This is a genomic window from Microcella alkalica (genome assembly GCF_014137945.1).
Lineage (GTDB): Bacteria > Actinomycetota > Actinomycetes > Actinomycetales > Microbacteriaceae > Microcella > Microcella alkalica.
In genome coordinates this window covers 402,064-419,833 of record NZ_JACGWX010000002.1, presented here as the reverse complement: position 1 = coordinate 419,833, position 17,770 = coordinate 402,064, and the positions used below count along the sequence as shown (strand labels likewise).

20 protein-coding genes are annotated in these 17,770 nt (G+C 72.7%); 8 read left to right on the top strand and 12 right to left on the bottom strand.

Translation table 11 applies throughout. The features are described from left to right. Window positions 1-74: 74 nt before the first annotated feature. Both istB and istA read right to left on the bottom strand, forming a co-directional pair. A complete protein-coding gene (istB, locus tag FHX53_RS06435) occupies window positions 75-893 on the bottom strand; it encodes an IS21-like element helper ATPase IstB (RefSeq protein WP_182490506.1) in 819 nt (272 codons plus the stop codon). Beyond that, window positions 890-2,197, bottom strand: a complete 1,308-nt coding sequence (istA, locus tag FHX53_RS06430) for an IS21 family transposase (RefSeq protein ID WP_425488304.1) — start codon at window positions 2,195-2,197, stop codon at window positions 890-892. The genes istB and istA overlap by 4 nt, the downstream gene beginning before the upstream one ends. A 167-nt stretch (window positions 2,198-2,364) precedes the next feature. Between istA and pcp the strand changes: the two genes are divergently transcribed. Continuing rightward, complete coding sequence (pcp, locus tag FHX53_RS06425; RefSeq protein WP_182490504.1) at window positions 2,365-3,030, top strand: pyroglutamyl-peptidase I; 666 nt, start codon at window positions 2,365-2,367, stop codon at window positions 3,028-3,030. 47 nt (window positions 3,031-3,077) lie between these two features. Here pcp and FHX53_RS06420 read toward each other — a convergent pair whose 3' ends face one another. Continuing rightward, window positions 3,078-3,818, bottom strand: a complete 741-nt coding sequence (locus FHX53_RS06420; RefSeq protein WP_182490503.1) for an SDR family NAD(P)-dependent oxidoreductase — start codon at window positions 3,816-3,818, stop codon at window positions 3,078-3,080. 132 nt (window positions 3,819-3,950) lie between these two features. Here FHX53_RS06420 and FHX53_RS06415 point away from each other — a divergent pair, with 132 nt between their 5' ends. Together FHX53_RS06415 and FHX53_RS06410 are read left to right on the top strand one after the other, a co-directional pair. Next, window positions 3,951-4,556 carry a TetR/AcrR family transcriptional regulator gene (locus FHX53_RS06415; protein WP_182490502.1) on the top strand — a complete coding sequence of 202 codons (606 nt, stop codon included), beginning with the start codon at window positions 3,951-3,953 and terminating at the stop codon, window positions 4,554-4,556. Continuing rightward, entirely contained in the window at window positions 4,553-4,951 is a 399-nt protein-coding gene (locus FHX53_RS06410) for an NUDIX hydrolase (protein ID WP_182490501.1), read from the top strand. Before FHX53_RS06415 ends, FHX53_RS06410 begins: the two co-directional genes overlap by 4 nt. A gap of 17 nt (window positions 4,952-4,968) precedes the next feature. On the opposite strand, the gene FHX53_RS06405 is transcribed toward FHX53_RS06410, so the two are convergent. After that, window positions 4,969-5,496: an NUDIX hydrolase gene (locus FHX53_RS06405; RefSeq protein WP_182490500.1), complete on the bottom strand. Its 528-nt coding sequence runs from the start codon at window positions 5,494-5,496 to the stop codon at window positions 4,969-4,971. Window positions 5,497-5,549: 53 nt separating this feature from the next. Continuing rightward, window positions 5,550-6,269, bottom strand: coding sequence for a class I SAM-dependent methyltransferase (locus FHX53_RS06400; protein ID WP_182490499.1), 720 nt, complete (start codon window positions 6,267-6,269; stop codon window positions 5,550-5,552). Between the two features lie 73 nt (window positions 6,270-6,342). On the opposite strand from FHX53_RS06400, the gene FHX53_RS06395 reads away from it, so the two are divergent. Further along, window positions 6,343-7,122: a DUF2071 domain-containing protein gene (locus FHX53_RS06395; protein WP_182490498.1), complete on the top strand. Its 780-nt coding sequence runs from the start codon at window positions 6,343-6,345 to the stop codon at window positions 7,120-7,122. A 210-nt stretch (window positions 7,123-7,332) separates the two neighbouring features. Here FHX53_RS06395 and der read toward each other — a convergent pair whose 3' ends face one another. The 7 genes from der to FHX53_RS06360 form a co-directional block, all read right to left on the bottom strand. After that, window positions 7,333-8,892, bottom strand: a complete 1,560-nt coding sequence (der, locus tag FHX53_RS06390; RefSeq protein ID WP_182490497.1) for a ribosome biogenesis GTPase Der — start codon at window positions 8,890-8,892, stop codon at window positions 7,333-7,335. A gap of 56 nt (window positions 8,893-8,948) precedes the next feature. Next, entirely contained in the window at window positions 8,949-9,617 is a 669-nt protein-coding gene (cmk, locus tag FHX53_RS06385) for a (d)CMP kinase (protein WP_182490496.1), read from the bottom strand. Window positions 9,618-9,654: 37 nt separating this feature from the next. Beyond that, the gene (locus tag FHX53_RS06380; protein WP_182490495.1) at window positions 9,655-10,743 is read right to left on the bottom strand and encodes a prephenate dehydrogenase; all 1,089 of its coding nucleotides are present in this window, start codon (window positions 10,741-10,743) and stop codon (window positions 9,655-9,657) included. Next, window positions 10,740-11,492 (bottom strand): pseudouridine synthase, encoded by a 753-nt coding sequence (locus FHX53_RS06375; protein ID WP_246335547.1) that lies wholly within the window; start codon window positions 11,490-11,492, stop codon window positions 10,740-10,742. Before FHX53_RS06375 ends, FHX53_RS06380 begins: the two co-directional genes overlap by 4 nt. Window positions 11,493-11,565: 73 nt before the next feature. Further along, window positions 11,566-12,207, bottom strand: a complete 642-nt coding sequence (gene scpB, locus FHX53_RS06370) for an SMC-Scp complex subunit ScpB (protein WP_182490493.1) — start codon at window positions 12,205-12,207, stop codon at window positions 11,566-11,568. Next, window positions 12,197-13,042: a segregation/condensation protein A gene (locus tag FHX53_RS06365; RefSeq protein WP_182490492.1), complete on the bottom strand. Its 846-nt coding sequence runs from the start codon at window positions 13,040-13,042 to the stop codon at window positions 12,197-12,199. The genes scpB and FHX53_RS06365 overlap by 11 nt, the downstream gene beginning before the upstream one ends. Continuing rightward, entirely contained in the window at window positions 13,026-13,883 is an 858-nt protein-coding gene (locus tag FHX53_RS06360) for a ParA family protein (RefSeq protein WP_246335546.1), read from the bottom strand. The genes FHX53_RS06365 and FHX53_RS06360 overlap by 17 nt, the downstream gene beginning before the upstream one ends. Before the next feature lie 278 nt (window positions 13,884-14,161). On the opposite strand from FHX53_RS06360, the gene FHX53_RS06355 reads away from it, so the two are divergent. From FHX53_RS06355 to FHX53_RS06340, 4 genes are read left to right on the top strand one after another with little or no spacing between them, the layout of a single operon-like run. Beyond that, the gene (locus FHX53_RS06355) at window positions 14,162-15,343 is read left to right on the top strand and encodes a hypothetical protein (protein ID WP_182490490.1); all 1,182 of its coding nucleotides are present in this window, start codon (window positions 14,162-14,164) and stop codon (window positions 15,341-15,343) included. Then, on the top strand, window positions 15,340-16,140 hold the full coding sequence (locus FHX53_RS06350; RefSeq protein ID WP_182490489.1) for a hypothetical protein: 801 nt from the start codon (window positions 15,340-15,342) through the stop codon (window positions 16,138-16,140). Before FHX53_RS06355 ends, FHX53_RS06350 begins: the two co-directional genes overlap by 4 nt. Continuing rightward, on the top strand, window positions 16,137-17,237 hold the full coding sequence (locus FHX53_RS06345) for a hypothetical protein (protein ID WP_182490488.1): 1,101 nt from the start codon (window positions 16,137-16,139) through the stop codon (window positions 17,235-17,237). Before FHX53_RS06350 ends, FHX53_RS06345 begins: the two co-directional genes overlap by 4 nt. Further along, entirely contained in the window at window positions 17,234-17,767 is a 534-nt protein-coding gene (locus FHX53_RS06340; protein WP_182490487.1) for a hypothetical protein, read from the top strand. Before FHX53_RS06345 ends, FHX53_RS06340 begins: the two co-directional genes overlap by 4 nt. The last annotated feature ends 3 nt before the right edge of the window (window positions 17,768-17,770 follow it).

The window sequence follows — 17,770 nt, the reverse complement described above, 5'->3', positions numbered from 1 at the left end:
CCGTGGGAGGCTGACGGCGCTCAGCGAATTTCCCCAGAGTTGCTCATCGAACTTCCCCAGGTCGCGGGGTCAGGTTAGCGCGGGTTGGTGCCGGTGGTGACGCGGCGGAGCTCGTCCGCGGCAGCGTGGTGGTTGCGGAGCCGGTAGGAGGCGCCGTCGAGGGTGACGACGACGGAGCGGTGCAGGAGCCGGTCGAGCATGGCGGCGGCGACGGTGGTGTCGCCGAGGACCTCGCCCCAGGCTCCGACGGGCCGGTTCGTGGTGATCACGATCGAGGTCTTCAGGTAGCGCTGGTTGATGACCTGGAACAGGGCGGAGGCGGCCTCGCCGGGCAGCGGCAGGTAGCCGAGCTCGTCGATGATCAGCAGCGTCGGGCCGGCGAAGAAGCGCATCATCGTGGACCACTTGCCCTCGATCGCGGCGCGGTGGCAGCGGGCGGCGAGGTCGGCGGCGGAGGTGAAATAGACGCGGTAGCCGGCGTGCACGGCGGCGTGGCCGAGGCCGGTGGCGATGTGGGTCTTGCCGACGCCGGGCGGGCCGATGAGGAGCAGGTTGGTGGCGGTCTCGAGGTAGCGGCAGGTGCCGAGCTCGGCCAGCAGCGACCGGTCGATGCCGGAGGCTGCGTCGAGGTCGAAGTCGGCCAGGGTGGCGCCGGTGGGGAGGTTCGCGAACCGGTGACGGCCGGCGAGGCGGCGCGCGTCGGTGGCAGTGACCTCGACGCGCAGCAGCCGCTCGAGCGCCTGCGTCAGCGACCAGCCCTCGGCGCTGGCCTGGTCCAGCACGGACGGGAGAGCCTCGGCGGCGTCGGCGAGCTTCAGCTCGGCCAGGTGGCCGCGCAGCTGCTGATAGACGCTCGCCGCCGTCGCGGTGGTGGTGTGGGTGTGGGTGGTCATGGGAGGGTGTTCCTGTTCTTCGCGGCCTGCTCGTAGGCGGCCAGGTCGATGACGGTCGAGACGGGTCCGGCGGTGCCGGTGAGGATGCCGGCGGCGCGCAGCGCCGCGCTGCCGGGCGGGATGCGCTCCTTGCGACGATGGGGTCGTCCGGGCGGGGCCGAGGCGAGCGCGATCGTCTCGAGCGCGGTGACGTGGCCGGTGTCGCGGATCGTGACGCCCAGCCCGGGCTCGGCGAGCCGGTGGCGGGCGATGACGGTGCCGGCGGCGGTGGCGATGTCGATCGTGTCCGCGGCCAGCCGCCAGCGGACGTGCACGCGCGCCGCGGCCAGCTCCGGCGGGACCGAGTAGCGGTTGCCGCGCCAGTCGATCAGCGCCTGCCGGGTCGCGGTGCGTTGCTCGGTGACGACCACCGGGAACGGCGCCGAAGGCAGCGGCCGCAGCCGCTCGGCGGCGAACATCGCGGCCGCGGTCGTCGTCCCGGCCGAGCCCTCGCGCTTGCGCCCGTCCTGGCGCTGGGCGAACGCCTGGAGGGACGCTTGCGCCTGCTCGAGGGTCGTCTCGTCCGGCAGGGTCCGCCACCAGCGCTGCGCGGCGGTGTGGTTGTTCTTCTCCACCACGCCCTTGCGGTTGCCGGAGCGGGGCCGGCAGGCGACCGCCTGCACGCCGTGGTGCTTCGCGAACGCGGCGAACTGCGCCGTCAGATCGCCCGAGGCGGGATCGAGCACGGTCCGCATCCGGTCGAAGCGCCAGTCGCGGGTGAGCCCGCCCAGCAGGCCCAGCACGGCCGTCATCGCGGCCAGCAGGTGCGGCAGGTCCATCGAGGGCGACAGCACCGCCCGCCAGACGCCCGAGTGGGCGAGGGAGCCGACCAGCGCGTAGGCGCGCTTGCCCGGGAACGCCCAGCCCGCCGGTGGGTCCGGCAGCTCGACCCAGTCGAACTGCGTCTCCTCGCCCGGCGGGTGCGCGATGACCGCGTTCGCCCGCCTCGTGACATGCGCGCACGCGACGCACGCTGGCCGCAGCCCCCGAGCACGGATCTGCCGCGTGAGCGTCGGGTACGAGCCGGCGTAGCCGAGCGCGGCGAGCTCGTCCAGCAGCGTCACCGCCCAGAGGTGCGGGTCCTCGGTCAGCCGGGCCGCGACGTAGTCGACGAACCCATCGAACGGGTCCGGCGAAGCTCGCTGGCGGACTCCAGGTTGGCGCTCACCGGCGAGGTAGGCGCGGATCGTCTTGCGGTCGTGGTTCGTGCGGCGGGCGATCTCGCTGATCGTCACCCCCTGCCGCTGCAGAGCGTGGATGTCCACGCTGCTCCTCTCTGAGAGCATGAGAAACAGGGCCTTCCTGGGCTGGTGTGTGTTCAGAGACCACCAGCATCCAGGGAGGCCCGCCTCATGCGGCGGAGCGACCCAGAGTGGGGAGATTCGATGAGCAGAACTGGGGAAATTCAGTGAGCGCCGTCAAGGCTGGGCGGGTGAAGAACACGCGCGTGCTGGTGACCGGGTTCGAGGCGTTCGCGGTGGCCGCATCCAACCCCAGCGGTGAGGTCGTGCGCCGGCTCGTCAGCGTTCCTCAGCCTGAGCTCGCCGAGGCGGGGGTCGAAGTACGTGGGGTCGTCCTGCCCGTGTCGTACCGGGCATCCGGGCCTGCCCTCATGGAGGCGATCGCGGCGCACGCTCCCGACGTCGTCATCGCGCTGGGGCTCGCGGACGGGCGCAGCGGCATCACGCCCGAGCGCGTCGCGATCAACCTCGACGACGCGCGCATCCCCGACAACGACGGCGATCAGCCCATCGATGCGGCCATCGACGATAACGGGCCCGCTGCTCGATTCTCGACGCTGCCGGTCAAGGCCATCGTCGCCGCGCTCACCGAGGTGGGGCTGCCGGCGAGCGTGTCGCTCACGGCGGGCAGCTTCGTGTGCAACCACGTCGCGTACCTGGTGGGCGGGGCGGTCGAGCGGAATCCGGGGCTGCGGGGCGGGTTCATGCACGTGCCCGCGACGCCCGACCTCGTGCCGCCCGGATCGAGCGTGCCGACGATGACGATCGACGAGCTCGAGCGGGGCATCCGCCTCGCCATCATCACGGCGGTGCAGACGGCGACCGATGCGAAGGTCACCGGGGGCAGCATCCACTGATCGGATTCGCACCGACACGGGCAGCGGATGCGCCCCCGGCCTCGACGTCAGCGGGCGGTGTAGCCGCCGTCGACGACGAGCTCGGAGCCGGTCATGAACGACGCGTCGTCGCTCACGAGGAAGGCGATCGCCGCGGCGAGCTCCTCCGGCTGGGCGATGCGGCCCATGGGGGTGGTCTGGGCGAGCATCGAGCGGTCGGTCTCGCCGAGGATCGGCGTGTCGACGAAGCCCGGGTGGATCGAGTTGACGCGCACGCCCTCCGTCGCCCAGCCGAGCGCGACCGACTTGGTCAGCGTGCGCACGGCGCCCTTGGCGGCGGCGTAGGCGGGCGAGGTGCCGAAGCCGCCGACGATGCCGAACATCGACGAGACGTTCACCACCGCGCCGTGGCCGCTCGCCTTGAGCGCCTCGGCGGCGGCCTTGAGGCCGAAGTAGACGCTGTTCTGCGTGACCGCGACGACCTTCAGGTACTCGTCGGTCGTACTCTGCTCGAGCGGCACGGTGTCGCCGATGCCTGCGTTGTTGACGAGGAAGTCGAGGCCGCCGAAGCGCTCGACCGTCGCGCGGATGCCCGCGGCCCAGCTGGCCTCGTCGGTCACGTTCAGATTCAGCGCGACCGCGGTGCCGCCCGCGGCCTCGATCTCGGCGACGACGGCGGCCGCCTTGTCGTCCTGCAGGTCGGCGACGACGACGCGCGCGCCCTCCGAGGCGAGGCGCAGCGCGGTAGCGCGACCGATGCCGCTCGCGGCTCCCGTGACGAGGGCGGTGCGGTTCTCGAGGCGGTTCATGATCACTCCCATGGCTCGGCCGGGTGGGCGAGGTCGGTCGCGCCTCCGGCGGTTTATTCGACAGGTGTCGGTTACTGCAACCGGCGCTCTCGCGGGGCTATTCCCCGACAGCTGACGGATACGATGAGCCGCATGACCGCGGCCGAGACGACCCCCGTCGGGCTCGACCCGCGATGGGTGCGGTCGCGCGACCGGCTGCACGCGGCGGTGCTCGAGCTCGCGCGCACCTCGCCCGCGTCGGCGATCACGGGGGCGGCCCTCGCGCGCACCGCGGGAGTCCACCGCTCGACGATCTACGAGCACGGCGCCGACCCCGCCGACCTCCTGCGCAGCGCGCTGCGGGCCGAGCTCGACGAGATCCGCCACCGAGTCATCGAGCCCGCGACACCGCAGACGATCGTCGCCGCGATCGGCTCCTCCGCCGACGAGGTCTTCGCCCACGTCGAGCGGCACTCCCCCGTCTACGCGCGCGAGCTCGCCGCCGGAACCTCCGGCCTCGGCGCGATGCTCGCCGAGCACTTCGCCCACTCGATCGCGCTCCTCATCGAGCACGGCGCGCTCACGCCTCCCGCGATCGACGACGACCCCGACCGGTTCGCCGAGACCGTCGCCGCCGCCCTCGCCGCGACCACGGTCGCCGTCATCACCGACTGGCTGCGCGACCCCGAGCCGCGCGACCGTGCGCTGCTGCTGCGCCGCTGGCGCGCCGTGCAGCCGCCGTGGTGGCCAGCGGCATGAGGCCGGTCATCCACGTCTCGGCCGCGCTCGTCGTCGACGACGTCGGCCGGCTGCTCGTCGTCCGCAAGCGCGGGACGTCCGTCCACATGCAGCCCGGCGGCAAACCCGAGCCCGGCGAGACCCCCGCCGAGACGCTCAGCCGCGAGCTGCTCGAGGAGCTCGGCGTGCACGTGCCCGTCGCCGCGCTCGAGTCGCTCGGGCGCTTCACGACCGCCGCCGCGAACGAACCAGCGACGACGCTCGTCGCCGACGTCTTCCGGGCCGTCATCACCGAGCCGTGCGTGGCGGCCGCCGAGATCGACGACGTGCGCTGGATGCACCCGGTCGAGTTCGCGACCACCCCCGTCGCGCCGCTCATCACCGAGCACATGCTCGCCCTTCTGCCGCCGCACTAGCAGGGCTCGGCGCCGGGTTAGACGCCGGGCAGCTGCCCCCGGAGGGCGGGCCATGAACTCGCGAATCCGGGGTGCAGGGGCAGAGCATCCACCTGCTCGATCGCGACCCAGCGCAGCTCGAGGCTCTCCAGATCGCCGACGACCGGCTCGAAGAGCTCGTCGACCCGCACGACGACCGTCGTGTACGACCAGAATCCGAGGTCGACGACGCTCTCGAACAGGACGCTGACCGCGTGCAGCGGAACGCCGGCCTCCTCGTTCGACTCGCGCAGGGCGGCATCGGCGGCCGACTCATCGAGCTTGCGTGCGCCGCCCGGGATCCCCCACGTCCCGCCGTGGTGCGACCACTCGGCGCGGTGCTGCAGCAGGATGCCCGCCTCGGGGTGCCACGCGAGCAGACCCGCGGCGCCGAAGCGGCCCCAGAAGCGCTGACCGTCGGGGCCCTCGACCCACGCGTCGCCCGGGTCGCGCAGGTGCGGCGGCGGCAGCGGCGGCGGGGTGCGACGCGCGGCTCCGTCGGGTGCGGCGGAGGGCGGGGTCGACATGGTGCTCAGGCTACGGCGGGAATCCTGCGAATCGGCGAGGACGATCGGGGAGCTCAGGCGAGAAGCGCGCGGAACGCGTGCGTGCGATACGGCATGAGGATGTCGCCGTCGGCGGTCGCGACGCGCGCGCCGAGCGCGCCCACCTCCGCGAGCACCCGCTCGCGCTCGTCAGGGTCCATCGCGATGACGTCGCTGCGGGAGGCGGCGAGATCGATGAGGCCCGCGATCGTGAGGGTCGCCGTCCACTCCCACGCGGCGTGCTCGAGCGCGGTGAACGGGGCGCCGATCTCGGGCATGCCCTCGGTGAGCAGGCGCTCGGCGGCGCTCGAGTGCATGATGCCGCTGAGCTCCTTCACCCACGGCACCGTCTCGTCGCGGATGTTCCAGAACAGGCCGAGGCGGCCGCCGGGGCGCAGCACGCGCGCGGCCTCCTGCGTGGCGAGCGTCGGGTCGACCCAGTGCCACGACTGGCCGAAGGTGACGGCGTCGACGGAGAGGTCGTCGACGGGAAGGTCCTCCGCGGTGCCGACGGCGGTCGCGACGCTCGGCAGACGCCGAGCCAGGGTCGCGAGCATCGTCGGGTCGGGGTCGACGGCGCGCACGGCGTGGCCGGCTCGGGCGAGCTGAGCGGTGAGCTTGCCGGTGCCGGCGCCGACGTCGAGCACGATGGCGCCCTGGCGCGGCAGGAGCCACTCGATCGCTGCGGCGGGATAACCGGGTCGCGCCCGCTCGTAGGCTTGCGCGGCCGTACCGAATGACGTGGCGATCTCCATCCTCGCGACGCTACGGCACGAGAACCCGACCGCGCAGGGGCTTGCGCTCGGGTGCCGGGAGCAGAATGAATCCGTGCCCGACCCCTCGCCCCGCCCGCCCGCGCCTGCCGACCCGCCGGCGCCGCCGCTGCCGGGGCGCGCGATCATCCGCCAGCGCTGGAGCGACTTCATCTTCCTCCACTGGCGCGTCGAGCCCGACCTCGTCGCCCCGTTCCTCCCCGCCGGCACGCGCCCCGACGTCTTCGACGGCAGCGCGTGGGTCGGGCTCATCCCGTTCGTGCTCGGCCGGCACCAGTTCCTGCCCCTGCCGCCGGTCCCGGGCGTCGGAACGTTCATCGAGATCAACGTGCGCACCTACTCGGTCGATGCGGCGGGCGATCGCGGCGTCGTCTTCCGCTCGCTCGAGGCGCAGCACCTCGCGCCGGTGCTCGCCGCCCGCGCGCTGTTCGGGCTCCCCTATCAGTGGGCGGATGCCTCGCTCACCGTGTCGGGCGACGAGCTCGAGTACCGCAGCCGACGTCACCGCCTCGCCGGTGGAGCCGCCCACCCGCTCGTCGACCGCCCGACGACGCGCATCCGCGCCCGCGTCGCGGAGTCGCCCGTCGACACCCCGCTCAGCCGGTTCCTCACCGACCGGTGGGGGTTCCACGAGCGGCACCTCGGGCGCACGATCCACGCGCGCAACATCCACGAGCCGTGGCCGCTCGTCGAGGCGACGCTGCTGTCGCTCGAGGATCAGCTGCTCGAGGCGGCGGGGTTCCCCGGCCTCGCCGGGCGCGCGCCCGACTCGGTGCTCGCCACGCCGCCCGGCCGCGGAGTGATCACGGAGTTCGCGGCCGCGCGCCGCGTCTGAGTCGGCTGGTCGCCGCCTCGGAATTGGCGGCTCGCCGGGTTTGAGCGGAGTACGCCGGCTCGCGTCGCCGGCAGAGCGATCCGTCGTCGAAAAAAGCGTGAGTGCCCAACGGGGCATGTGCCTCGAAAAGCACACAGGGAAAGGGCGACCGCAGGGCACCCGACGAGCCCCCGAGGAAAGCGCGCCGCCGACAGCGCGACGGAGCGCGACCTACTTGCGCTGGCGCTTCTCGCGAACCCGCATGTTGACCTGGATGGGCGAGCCCTCGAAGCCCCACACCTCGCGCAGGCGGCGGGTGATGAAGCGGCGGTACTGCGGGTCGAGGAATCCGGTCGTGAACAGCACGAAGGTCGGCGGGCGCGTCGACGCCTGCGTCGCGAAGAGGATGCGCGGCTGCTTGCCGCTGCGGACGGGGTGCGGATGCTCCTGCGTCAGCTCGGCGACGAAGGCGTTGAGCTTGCCGGTCGGAATGCGGGTATCCCACGACTCGAGCGCGAGCTCGAGGGCCGGGACGAGCTTCTCGAGGTGACGGCCGGTGCGGGCCGAGATGTTGACGCGCGGCGCCCACGACACGTGCGCGAGATCCTGGTCGATCTCGCGCTCCAGGTAGCGGCGGCGCTCGTCATCCAGCAGGTCCCACTTGTTGAACGCGAGCACGAGCGCGCGGCCCGACTGCAGGACGAGCTCGATGATGCGGACATCCTGCTCGCTCACCGGCTCGGTCACGTCGATGAGCACGACCGCGACCTCCGCCTTCTCGAGCGCCGCAGCCGTGCGCAGCGAGGCGTAGAAGTCGCTGCCCTGCTGCAGGTGCACGCGACGGCGGATGCCGGCCGTGTCGACGAAGTTCCAGATCTTCCCGCCGAGCTCGATCTGCTCGTCGATCGGGTCGCGCGTCGTGCCGGCGAGCTCGTTCACGACGACGCGCTCCTCGCGTGCCGCCTTGTTGAGCAGGCTCGACTTGCCGACGTTCGGGCGGCCGATGAGGGCGACGCGCCGCGGGCCGCCGAACTCCTGCTTCGCGACCGCCGAGACCTCCGGAAGCACCGTCAGCACGTGGTCGAGCAGGTCGGCGACGCCGCGGCCGTGCACGGCCGACGTCGGCCACGGCTGCCCGAGGCCGAGGCCCCACAGCTCGGCCGTCAGCGGCTCCTGGCGGGTGTCGTCGATCTTGTTGCCGACGAGGATGACGGGCTTCTTCGACCGGCGAAGCATCTTCACGACGAACTCGTCCGTCGCGGTCGCGCCCGTGATGGCGTCGACGACGAACAGCACGGCGTCGGCGAGCTCGACGGCGACCTCCGCCTGCGCGGCGACCGAGGCGTTGATGCCCGTCGCGTCGGGCTCCCACCCGCCCGTGTCGACGAGGGTGAATCGCTTGTCGTTCCACTCGGCCTTGTAGGTGACGCGGTCGCGCGTGACACCCGGGGTGTCCTCCACGACGGCCTCGCGGCGGCCGAGGATGCGGTTCACGAGCGCGCTCTTGCCGACGTTCGGCCGGCCCACGATCGCGAGCACCGGCAGAGCGGGCAGCGTGATGATGCCGTCCTCGCCGAGCTCGGCGCTCTCGAGCAGATCGAGGTCGTCCTCGTCGAGGTCGTAGTCGGCGAGACCCTTGCGCAGCGACTCCGCCCGCGCGAGCGCGAGGTCGTCGTCGAGCTCGGCCAGGCGCGCGGCGACCTGCTCGGCCGCCTCCTGATTCAGTTGCGGGTACTCGGCGTCGCCGTCGTCGTCAGAGACGGCATCGGGGGTGTTCTGGTCGGCGGTCATGGGATCCTCCCACTGTCTCCTCGCCCACCGGCGAGGCGTGTTCCGCGCCCCCTCCCCTAGGCGGAAGGAGCGGCGCGCACGATATCGATCAACGCCTGCACCGTCTGCTCGAAGTCGAGCTCGGTGGAATCGAGGGTCGTGACACCCGCGGCGGCGTTCATGAAGTCGACGACCTTGAGGTCCTGCGCATCGCGTGAGGCGAGCTGCTGCGCTGTCGACTCGGTCGGCTCACTGCCCAGTTCGGCCGACCTTCTGGCCATTCTAGCCTCCGGGCTCGCCGTCAGCAGAACGCGGGCCCGAGCATCCGGCGCCACGACCGTCGTGATGTCGCGCCCCTCGATGATCATGCCCGCCCGGTCGCTGTCGGTGGCGATGCGCCGGAAGAGCTCCGTGAGCCCCTGCCGCACCTCCGGAACGCGCGCGACCGCGCTCACGACCGCCGTCACGCGCGGCTCGCGGATGTCGCTCGTGATCTCCTCGCCGCCCACGCGGACGAAGTAGAAGTCGGGATCGGTGCCGATCGCGTAATCGAAGTCGGCGACGCGCTCGGCGACCGCACGGGCATCCTCGACGTCGACGCCCTCGTCGAGGCAGTGCCAGGCGAGCGCGCGGTAGGCGGCGCCCGTGTCGAGGTAGCCGAAGCCGAGGCGGCGGGCGGCCTCGCGGCTCACGCTCGACTTGCCGCTGCCGGCGGGGCCGTCGACGGCCACGATGAGGTCGGTCACTGCGTCTCCTGGGGTCGGGGGAACGGGAAGAGGGCGCTCAGCTCGCGCCGGCGATGCGCCAACCGCGCCCGGTGAGGGCCGCGATGAGCGGAGCCTCCGCCTCGGGCACGACCGACACCTCGGCGAAGCCGACCTGCGCGCCCGGCGAGTGCTCGAGCCGCAGATCCTCCATGTTGACGCCGAGTTCGCCGATCTCGGTGAGCAGGCGCGCGAGTTGGCCGGGGGTGTCGTCGATCATGACGACCAGCTGGGCATAGCGGCGGGTCGAGCCGTGCTTGCCGGGGATGCGCGCGACTCCGGCGTTGCCCGCGCCCATGAGGTCGGCGATCGTGCGGCGGGACCCGGGGGCATCGGGATGCTCGAGCGCCTCGATCGCGGAGTCCACGTCGTCGCGCACCCGCTTCAGGATCGCGGCCACCGGGTCGGCGTTGGCGGCGAGGATCTGCACCCACAGCCCCGGGTCGCTCCCGGCGATGCGGGTGACATCCCGCACGCCCTGCCCCGCGAGGCCCACTGCGCCATCGGTCGCGGCCGCGAGTCGCGCGGCCATGATCGTCGAGACGAGCTGCGGCACGTGGCTGATCATCGCGACGCTCGCGTCGTGCTCGTCGACCGTCATCTCGACGGGCACGGCGCCGAGGTCGAGGATGAGATCCTCGATCGCACCGGCGCGCGAGTAGCTGATCCCGTCGTGGCCGGCGATGACCCACGGGCGGCCGAGGAAGAGGTCGGCGCGCGCCGAGATGGGGCCGCCGCGCTCGCGCCCCGCCATCGGGTGGGTGCCGAGGTAGCGTCTCACGTCGGCGCCGAGCACACGCAGCTCGCGCAGGATTCCTGCCTTCACGCTCGCAACATCGGTCACGAGGGCGTCGGGATGCGCGGCGAGCTCGTGCGCGACCGTGCGGGCCGTGACATCCGGCGGCACCGCGACGATCACGAGGCCGGGGCGGTCGTCGGCGGTCGCGGGGCGCCCGGCGCCGTAGTCGACGGCGAGGCGGACGGCCGTCGGCGACAGGTCGTCGAGGGAGACGTCGACGCCCTTCTCGCTCAGCGCGAGGCCGATGCTCGTGCCGAGCAGGCCCGCGCCGACGACGCGGACGTCGAGCTGGAGGCGGCGGTCGCTCATTCGCCGTCCTCCGCCGCCGAGCCCGTCTCGCGAGCGCGCGCGGCGCGAGCGTCTCGGGCGAGGGTGAGCAGTGCGCCGCGCTCCGCGGTTGAGAGCTCGCGCGTGCGCCCGACGGGCAGGGTGCCGAGATTGAGGGGGCCGAAGCGGCGCCGGACGAGGTCCTCCACCGGATGATCGACGGCGGCGAGCATCCGTCGCACGATGCGATTGCGGCCGGAGTGGAGGGTCAACTCGACCATGCTCCGCCCGCCGTTCGGCTCGCCCATGACACGCACCTTGTCGGCGGCGATCGGGCCGTCGTCGAGCTCGACGCCCGCGAGGAGCTTCCGGATCGTCGCCGGGTAGACGGTGCCGCGCACCTGCGCGATGTACGTCTTCTCCACGCCGAAGCTCGGGTGCGCGAGCACGTGCGCGAGGTCGCCATCGTTCGTGAGCAGCAGCAGGCCGCTCGTCTCGGCGTCGAGGCGGCCGACGTTGTACAGGCGCTCCTCGTACTTCTCGGTGTACTGCCGCAGGTCGGGGCGTCCGTTCTCGTCCTTCATCGTGCTCACGACGCCGCTCGGCTTGTTGAGCATGATGTAGCGCTTCGTCTGGTCGAGCTGGATCACGACGCCGTCGACCGCGAGCTCATCCGATCCAGGCTCGATACGGGCGCCGAGCTCGTCGACGATGACGCCGTTGACGCTCACGCGGCCGGCGATGATCATCTGCTCGCTCACGCGGCGCGAGGCGACGCCCGCCGCCGCCATGACCTTCTGCAGGCGCTCGCTCGTGGGGCTGTCGCCCGCGCGGTCGTGCGCGGGAACATCCCACGGGTGGATCTCAGACATCGTCGAACCCCTTGCTGCCGTCGTCGAGGAGCGGCGAGATCGGCGGCAGCTCATCGAGAGAGTTGATGCCGAGCTGCGTCAGCAGCAGCTCGGTCGTCGCGTAGTGGATCGCCCCGGTCTCGGAGTCGGTGAACGCCTCCGTGATGAGACCGCGGCCGAGCAGCGTGCGCACGACCGAGTCGACGTTCACCGCGCGGATGCTGGCGATCGCGCCCCGGCTGATCGGCTGCTTGTAGGCGATGACGGCGAGAGTCTCGAGCGCCGCCTGCGAGAGCTTCGCCGGGCTCTGCGTGTGCACGAAGTCAAGCACCACTTTGTCGTACTCATTACGTACATACAGCCGCCAGCCGCCGCCGACCTCGCGGAGCTCGAAGCCGCGGCGGGGGCCGCCGGCCTCGCCGTCGTAATCGGCGACCAGCGCGGCGAGGGCGGCACGGACATCCGCGACCGGTCGGCCGACGCCCGCCGCGAGGCCCACGACGCTCTGCGGCTCATCGGCGATCATGAGGATCGCCTCGAGCGCGCGGGCCACATCGACCCCCTGCGGGATGCCCGCGGGCGCGCTCTCGACGTCGGTGCCGTCCAGCTGCGGTGCGGTCTCGGTCGCGGTGTCGGTGCGGGTCTCACTGGCCATAATCGGCTCCCAGGTTCACGAGGTTCTCATCGCTCCAGTTCTCCGCCGTCCAGCGCACGGTGAGCTCGCCGAGCGGCTCGAGCTGCTCGAAGCCGACCGCGGAATGGCGATACAGCTCGAGCAGCGCGAGGAAGCGCGCCACGATGACGCCCTTCTGATCGGCTCCGGCGATGAGCTGGCGGAAGGTCACGGGGTCGCCGCGGCGCAGCAGGCTCACGACGTGCGCCGCCTGCTCGCGGATCGAGATGAGCGGCGCGTGCAGGTGGTCGAGGCCGACCGTGGGGATCTCGCGCGGCGTGAAGGCGAGCAGGGCGAGGGCGGCGAAGTCGTCGAGGCTCGTCGTCCAGCGCAGCTCGGGGGTGCGCTCGCGGAAGCGATCCTCGAGGCGCACGCTCCGTGCGTGACGGCCGGCCTCGGCCTCGAGACGGCTGGCGAACCAGCCGCTCGACTGCTTGAACGCGCGGTACTGCAGCAGGCGGGCGAAGAGCAGGTCGCGCGCCTCGAGCAGCGCGACGTCCTCCGCGTCGACGAGCTCGCCCTGCGGCAGGAGGCTCGCGATCTTCCAGTCGAGCAGCGTGACCGCGACGACGAGGAACTCGCTCGCCTCCTCCAGCTCGTCCGGCCCGTCGAGCTCGCGCAGATAGGTCAGGAACTCGTCGGTCACCGCGCTCAGTGCGATCTCGGTGATGTCGAGCTCGCGCTTGCTGATGAGGCTCAGCAGGAGGTCGAACGGTCCGTCGAAGCTCGCGAGATGGACGCGGAACCCGGCGGGAGCATCCGTCGCCGCCACGTCGGTCGGTGTCGCCGGAGCCTCGGGCTCAGGCGACCGCGCCACGGTCGATCAGCTCTCGGGCCAACTGACGGTAGGCCTTCGCGGCCGGGTGCTCGGGGGCGTAGCTCGTGATGGGCGTGCCCGAGACCGACGCGTCGGGGAACTTCACCGTGCGGCCGATGACCGTCTCGAACACGCGGTCGCCGAACGCGTCGACGACGCGCTCGAGCACCTCGCGCGAGTGCAGCGTGCGCGGGTCGTACATCGTGGCGATGATGCCGTCGAGCTGGATGGCGGGGTTCAGGCGATCCTGGACCTTCTCGATCGTCTCGACCAGGAGCGCGACGCCGCGGAGGGCGAAGTACTCGCACTCGAGCGGGATCAGCACGCCGTGCGCCGCGGTGAGCGCGTTGACCGTCAGCAGACCCAGGCTCGGCTGGCAGTCGACGAGGATCACGTCGTAGTCGCCGAGCACCGGGCGCAGCACGCGGGCTAGGATCTGCTCGCGGGCGACCTCGTTGATGAGGTGCACCTCGGCCGCGCTCAGGTCGATGTTGGCCGGGATGATGTCGAAGCCCGGCACGCTCGTCTGCTGGATGGCGGCCTTGGGGTCTTTCTCGCGGCCGAGCAGCAGGTCGTAGATGGTGGTGACGTCGTGACTCTCGATGCCGAGGCCCGCTGAGAGCGCACCCTGCGGGTCGAAGTCGACGGCGAGCACGCGGCGGCCGTACTCGGCGAGGCTCGCGCCGAGGCTGATCGTGGTCGTCGTCTTGCCGACGCCGCCCTTCTGGTTGCAGAGGGCGATGATGCGAGCGGGGCCGTGCTGGTCGAGCGGAGCGGGCTCGTCGAAGACGCGAGCGGGGCGCCCGGTGGGGCCCTTCTTCTCGCCGGGGCTCGCGGTCATGCCCGGCAGCTCGGTGCCCGTCGTCGTCTTGCCGCTCATAGCGCCCGAGTCTACTGAGCACAGGCCGTTCGGGCCGCGCGACGGGCCGCGCGCGGGGCGGGTCGGTGGGCGGTGTTGCGCGGCCGCGTGTCTGGCGCTGGCGCCATGCCGAATGCAGGCACTTGAGACGGCGAACGGCTTCTCCTCTCGCGTCGAGCTCTCACGGATCGGCCTAGTGCCTGCATTCGGCAACGGGCCCCTCGTTGCGTCACCGGGTGCGACGGGATTGACTGATCGTCATGAGGGAGGATGCACCGCGGGCGGTGGGCGCGCCGGCCCCCGCGGGTGCGCCCGCGGCCGCGCTCGCGGCGAGCGCCGAACGACTGCGCGACCTCGAGCGGCGCGCCTTCGCGCGTCCGAACTCGCGCGGCGGGGCGGCCGACGCGGCCGCGGCCGCCGCCGAGCTCGCCCGGCTCCGCGCGCTCACCCCCATCGACACGGAGGTGCGGATCGCCGGCATCGCGCAGTCCGTCGACCCCGGCGAGTTGCCCGAGGACGACCCCGACTTCCCGCCCACCCTCGGCGAGCGCCTCACCGCCACCGCCACGGCCTTCGCCGCGCGCGCTGTCCGTTGCGCCCGCGGCCTGACGCGCCGCGACCTCCGCCGCGCGGGCGCCTCCGCTCTCGCGCTCGGCCTCGCCTCGACCGTCGGCGGCGTCCTCCACGCCACGGCCGTCGCTCCCCCGCCCGCCTACGCGATCTTCGACTTCGCCGATCAGGCGCCCGAGAACGAACGCGCCCCCGCCGGCGTCGTGACGATCGACCAGTCCTTCCGCGAGCGAGGCGCGCTCCTGCTCAGCGGTCCGCACGTGTTCGGCGAGCGCGACGATGCTCTGCGGCTCGCGGTCTACCGGGAGTGGATCAGCGACTCCCTCACCGAGGTGTGCGCGACGATCGTCGCCGAGAGCGCCTGGCCGATGCACACCACGTGCGTCTCCGAGCAGTCTTTCCGCGCCGAGGGGGTCGTCGGCACCTTCGAGCGCGACGGCTTCCGGCTCGACTACTCCTGGTCGCCCGACGGCGCGCACTCGATCGTCGACTCGACGGAGGGGGCGGAGACCGTCGAGGAGATCCGCGCCCTCGGCATCCCCGCCCTCGACGCGCTCGAGACGGTCGCCGAGGACGTCCCGCTCTCCCAGGCCGTCTTCCTCGACCCGGGCGGTGCGCTCGCAGGCCCCCTCCTGCTCGGCGAGGTCGACGGCTGGATCTTCGTCGGCGCTCTCGTCCGCAGTCAGGACGCGATGTGGCAGCCAGGCGATGACCGTCCGCAGTTCTGCCTGCTCGCGTCGAGCGGGCAGGGCGGCACGCGTGCGTGCGCTCGCGCCGAGCTCTTCCTCGAGGACGGCATCGAGCTCCAGGTGAGCGACGGCCTCCTAGCGAACTGGGATGCCTCCGGCGCGTTCGACGCGGGCCTCCCGTGATCGACGACGACGCCCGCGATCGCGCCCGCGCGCTGTACGGGCGCCTCGACCCGAACCGGCTCCTCCCAGACCCGCCACCGGATGCCCACCCCGCCGCCCCTGCGCCCGCCGCGTCGACCGCGCCGCCGCCGGCGACCGCGGCAGAGCTCCCACCGCCTGACGAACCCGACGCGCGCCCCGCGATCGGCGCGCAGCCCCTGATCGACGTGGAGCCCGAGCCGGGGCGCGGACCCCGCCGCCCCCTGAGCCGCGGCGGGCGGGTCGCGGTCGCCGCGGGCTTCCTCGTCATCGGAGCGGCGCTCACGGCCGTGGCGATCGTCACCGAGCCGCAGCCGTCGCTCGCCGTGTTCGATCGGGAGCCCACCGAGGTCGAGGTCGAGAAGCTCGGGGAGCTCACGCGCCTCGACTACTTCGGTCTCGACGCCGACGTGGCGCCGCGACTGCTGCTCGAGGCGCCGAGCCGCACGCGCGGCGAGGCGGACGCGCAGCGGGTGTGGGCTCTCCGGATCGACGGCGCGCGGCTCGGCACTCCGGACGGCGCCGACTACGTGTGCCTGCTCCTCGAGTCGTTCTCCTCCGGCCCTGGCGACTACGGCGGGTGCATGCTCGAGCCCGACGCGGCGCGCCGCGGCTTCGTGCCGCTCGACCAGCCGCGCCCGTCGCTCGTCGTCGAGGGCGAGCTCCGGGTGATCCAGTGGGGGCCGACCGGCGACGCGCGGCTCATCGACCCGCCGACGCTGCCGGGCGACGATCCGTCGGATGAGCCGGGCGACGGGCCCGAGGAGGCGCACGGGTGAGCGAGCAGGGCGAGCTCGACGCGGCACGACGTCGGGAGCTCGAGCGACGCGCCTTCGCCCGGCCCCGCGACGAGGCGTCGGTCGCCGATGCCGCCGTCGCGGCCGCGGAGCTCGCCGCCCTTCGACCTCCGGCACCGCCGCCGTCGGTCGCTCGACCTGCGCGGCCCCCAGGCGGCCCGCCCGCCGAGGACGACCCCGACGACCCCGACGATGAACGCACCTGGCTCGCGGCCGCGAGCGCCGTGGTGCTCGCACGACTGCGCAGCTCGAGCCGGTCGGAGCGGCGGGACGCCGCGATCGGAGCGGGCGCGCTCGTGATCCTCACGGGCATCCTCGTCGCGGCGCACATCGCCCTCACCGCTCCGCCGCCCGCGTTCGCGGACTTCGAAGGCGACCAGCCGCCGCAGCGTGACGCGACGGGCCAGTGGGATCTCGCCGACGAGACCGTGCGCACGCAGCTCGAGGGTCGGGGCATCGACATCGTGTCGGGGCCCGTGGTCTTCGGCGAGCCCTCGCGCGACCCGCGCCTCATCGTCTACCGGCAGTGGGTGAGCGAGTCGATCGTCGAGGTGTGCGGCGGCATCGTCGTCGACGGGGCGTTCTTCACGGCGGAGACGTGCACGAGCGACGAGGTCTTCCGCAGCGAGGGGCTCGAGGGCGCGTACGACGACGGGGCGTTCTCGGTGGAATTCTCGTGGTCGCCCGAGGGGACGCCGAGCCTGGAGGTCCTCCAGCAGGGCGCGGTGACGCTCGATGAGGTGCGAGCGCTCGGCATCCTCGCACTGGCCGCGCTCGAGGCCGACCCCACCCCCGCCGACGCGCTCATCTGGAACTACGCCCCCGACACGATCGCTGGCCCGCTCCTGCTCGCCGAGATCGACGGCGTGCAGTACGTCGGGCTGCTCTCGGCCGACGACGACTCCATCGGGCGCCTCGGGGATGCCCCGACGTTCTGCCTGTGGATCGCCGACCGCGAGAGCAATGGCGGCGGCTGCACGACCGCCGAGCGCTTCGCGGTCGAGGGGATCGAGGTCTTGAGCGACGGCGTCAGGGCTCGGTGGCTGCCGAGCGGCGAGCTCGTGCGGGTCGAGCCGTGATCGACGGCGCGGCACGCGGGCCGGCCCTCCGCGCTCTCGCCCTCACGGGCATCCTCGCCGTGTCGGCGGCCGGCACCGTCGCGCTCACGATGCCGGGTGAGCCCTCGCTCGCCGTCTTCGACCGCCCCGCGACCGAGGTCGAGCGCGAGAAGGAGGAGCAGCTCGCCGCCGACGGCATCTTCAGCGCCACGCAGAACGACATCGACGTGCGACTGCTGCTCGAGGCGCCCAGCCGCACCCGCGAGACCGGGCAGCGTATCTGGGCCTACCGCAGCGCCGGCTCGGAGGCGAGCTTCTTCGGCGATGATGACGTCGTCTGCCTGTCGGTCGAGTCGACCCCGGGCACGGTCGGCACCGTGCAGGGCTGCATGCTTATCGACGACGTCGCGCGCCGCGGGTTCGTCCCGCTGAGCGCGCCGCGCCCGTTCCTGTTCGTCGACGGGGACGAGTTCATCATCGAATGGGGTCCGACGGGGGATGCCCGGCTCATCGACCGGCCGACGCCCCCGTCGTCCGAACCGACGCCCTAGTCG

What these genes read in the sequence shown, in the direction of transcription:
- der (WP_182490497.1), bottom strand. Translation starts at nt 8,892, where the DNA reads ATGACCGCCGACCAGAACACCCCCGATGCCGTCTCTGACGACGACGGC.
- FHX53_RS06410 (WP_182490501.1), top strand. Translation starts at nt 4,553, where the DNA reads ATGAGGCCGGTCATCCACGTCTCGGCCGCGCTCGTCGTCGACGACGTC.
- FHX53_RS06380 (WP_182490495.1), bottom strand. Translation starts at nt 10,743, where the DNA reads ATGAGCGACCGCCGCCTCCAGCTCGACGTCCGCGTCGTCGGCGCGGGC.
- FHX53_RS06420 (WP_182490503.1), bottom strand. Translation starts at nt 3,818, where the DNA reads ATGAACCGCCTCGAGAACCGCACCGCCCTCGTCACGGGAGCCGCGAGC.
- scpB (WP_182490493.1), bottom strand. Translation starts at nt 12,207, where the DNA reads ATGGCCAGTGAGACCCGCACCGACACCGCGACCGAGACCGCACCGCAG.
- FHX53_RS06415 (WP_182490502.1), top strand. Translation starts at nt 3,951, where the DNA reads ATGACCGCGGCCGAGACGACCCCCGTCGGGCTCGACCCGCGATGGGTG.
- istB (WP_182490506.1), bottom strand. Translation starts at nt 893, where the DNA reads ATGACCACCCACACCCACACCACCACCGCGACGGCGGCGAGCGTCTAT.
- FHX53_RS06405 (WP_182490500.1), bottom strand. Translation starts at nt 5,496, where the DNA reads ATGTCGACCCCGCCCTCCGCCGCACCCGACGGAGCCGCGCGTCGCACC.
- FHX53_RS06400 (WP_182490499.1), bottom strand. Translation starts at nt 6,269, where the DNA reads ATGGAGATCGCCACGTCATTCGGTACGGCCGCGCAAGCCTACGAGCGG.
- FHX53_RS06355 (WP_182490490.1), top strand. Translation starts at nt 14,162, where the DNA reads ATGAGGGAGGATGCACCGCGGGCGGTGGGCGCGCCGGCCCCCGCGGGT.
- FHX53_RS06375 (WP_246335547.1), bottom strand. Translation starts at nt 11,492, where the DNA reads ATGGCGGCGGCGGGCGTCGCCTCGCGCCGCGTGAGCGAGCAGATGATC.
- FHX53_RS06360 (WP_246335546.1), bottom strand. Translation starts at nt 13,883, where the DNA reads ATGACCGCGAGCCCCGGCGAGAAGAAGGGCCCCACCGGGCGCCCCGCT.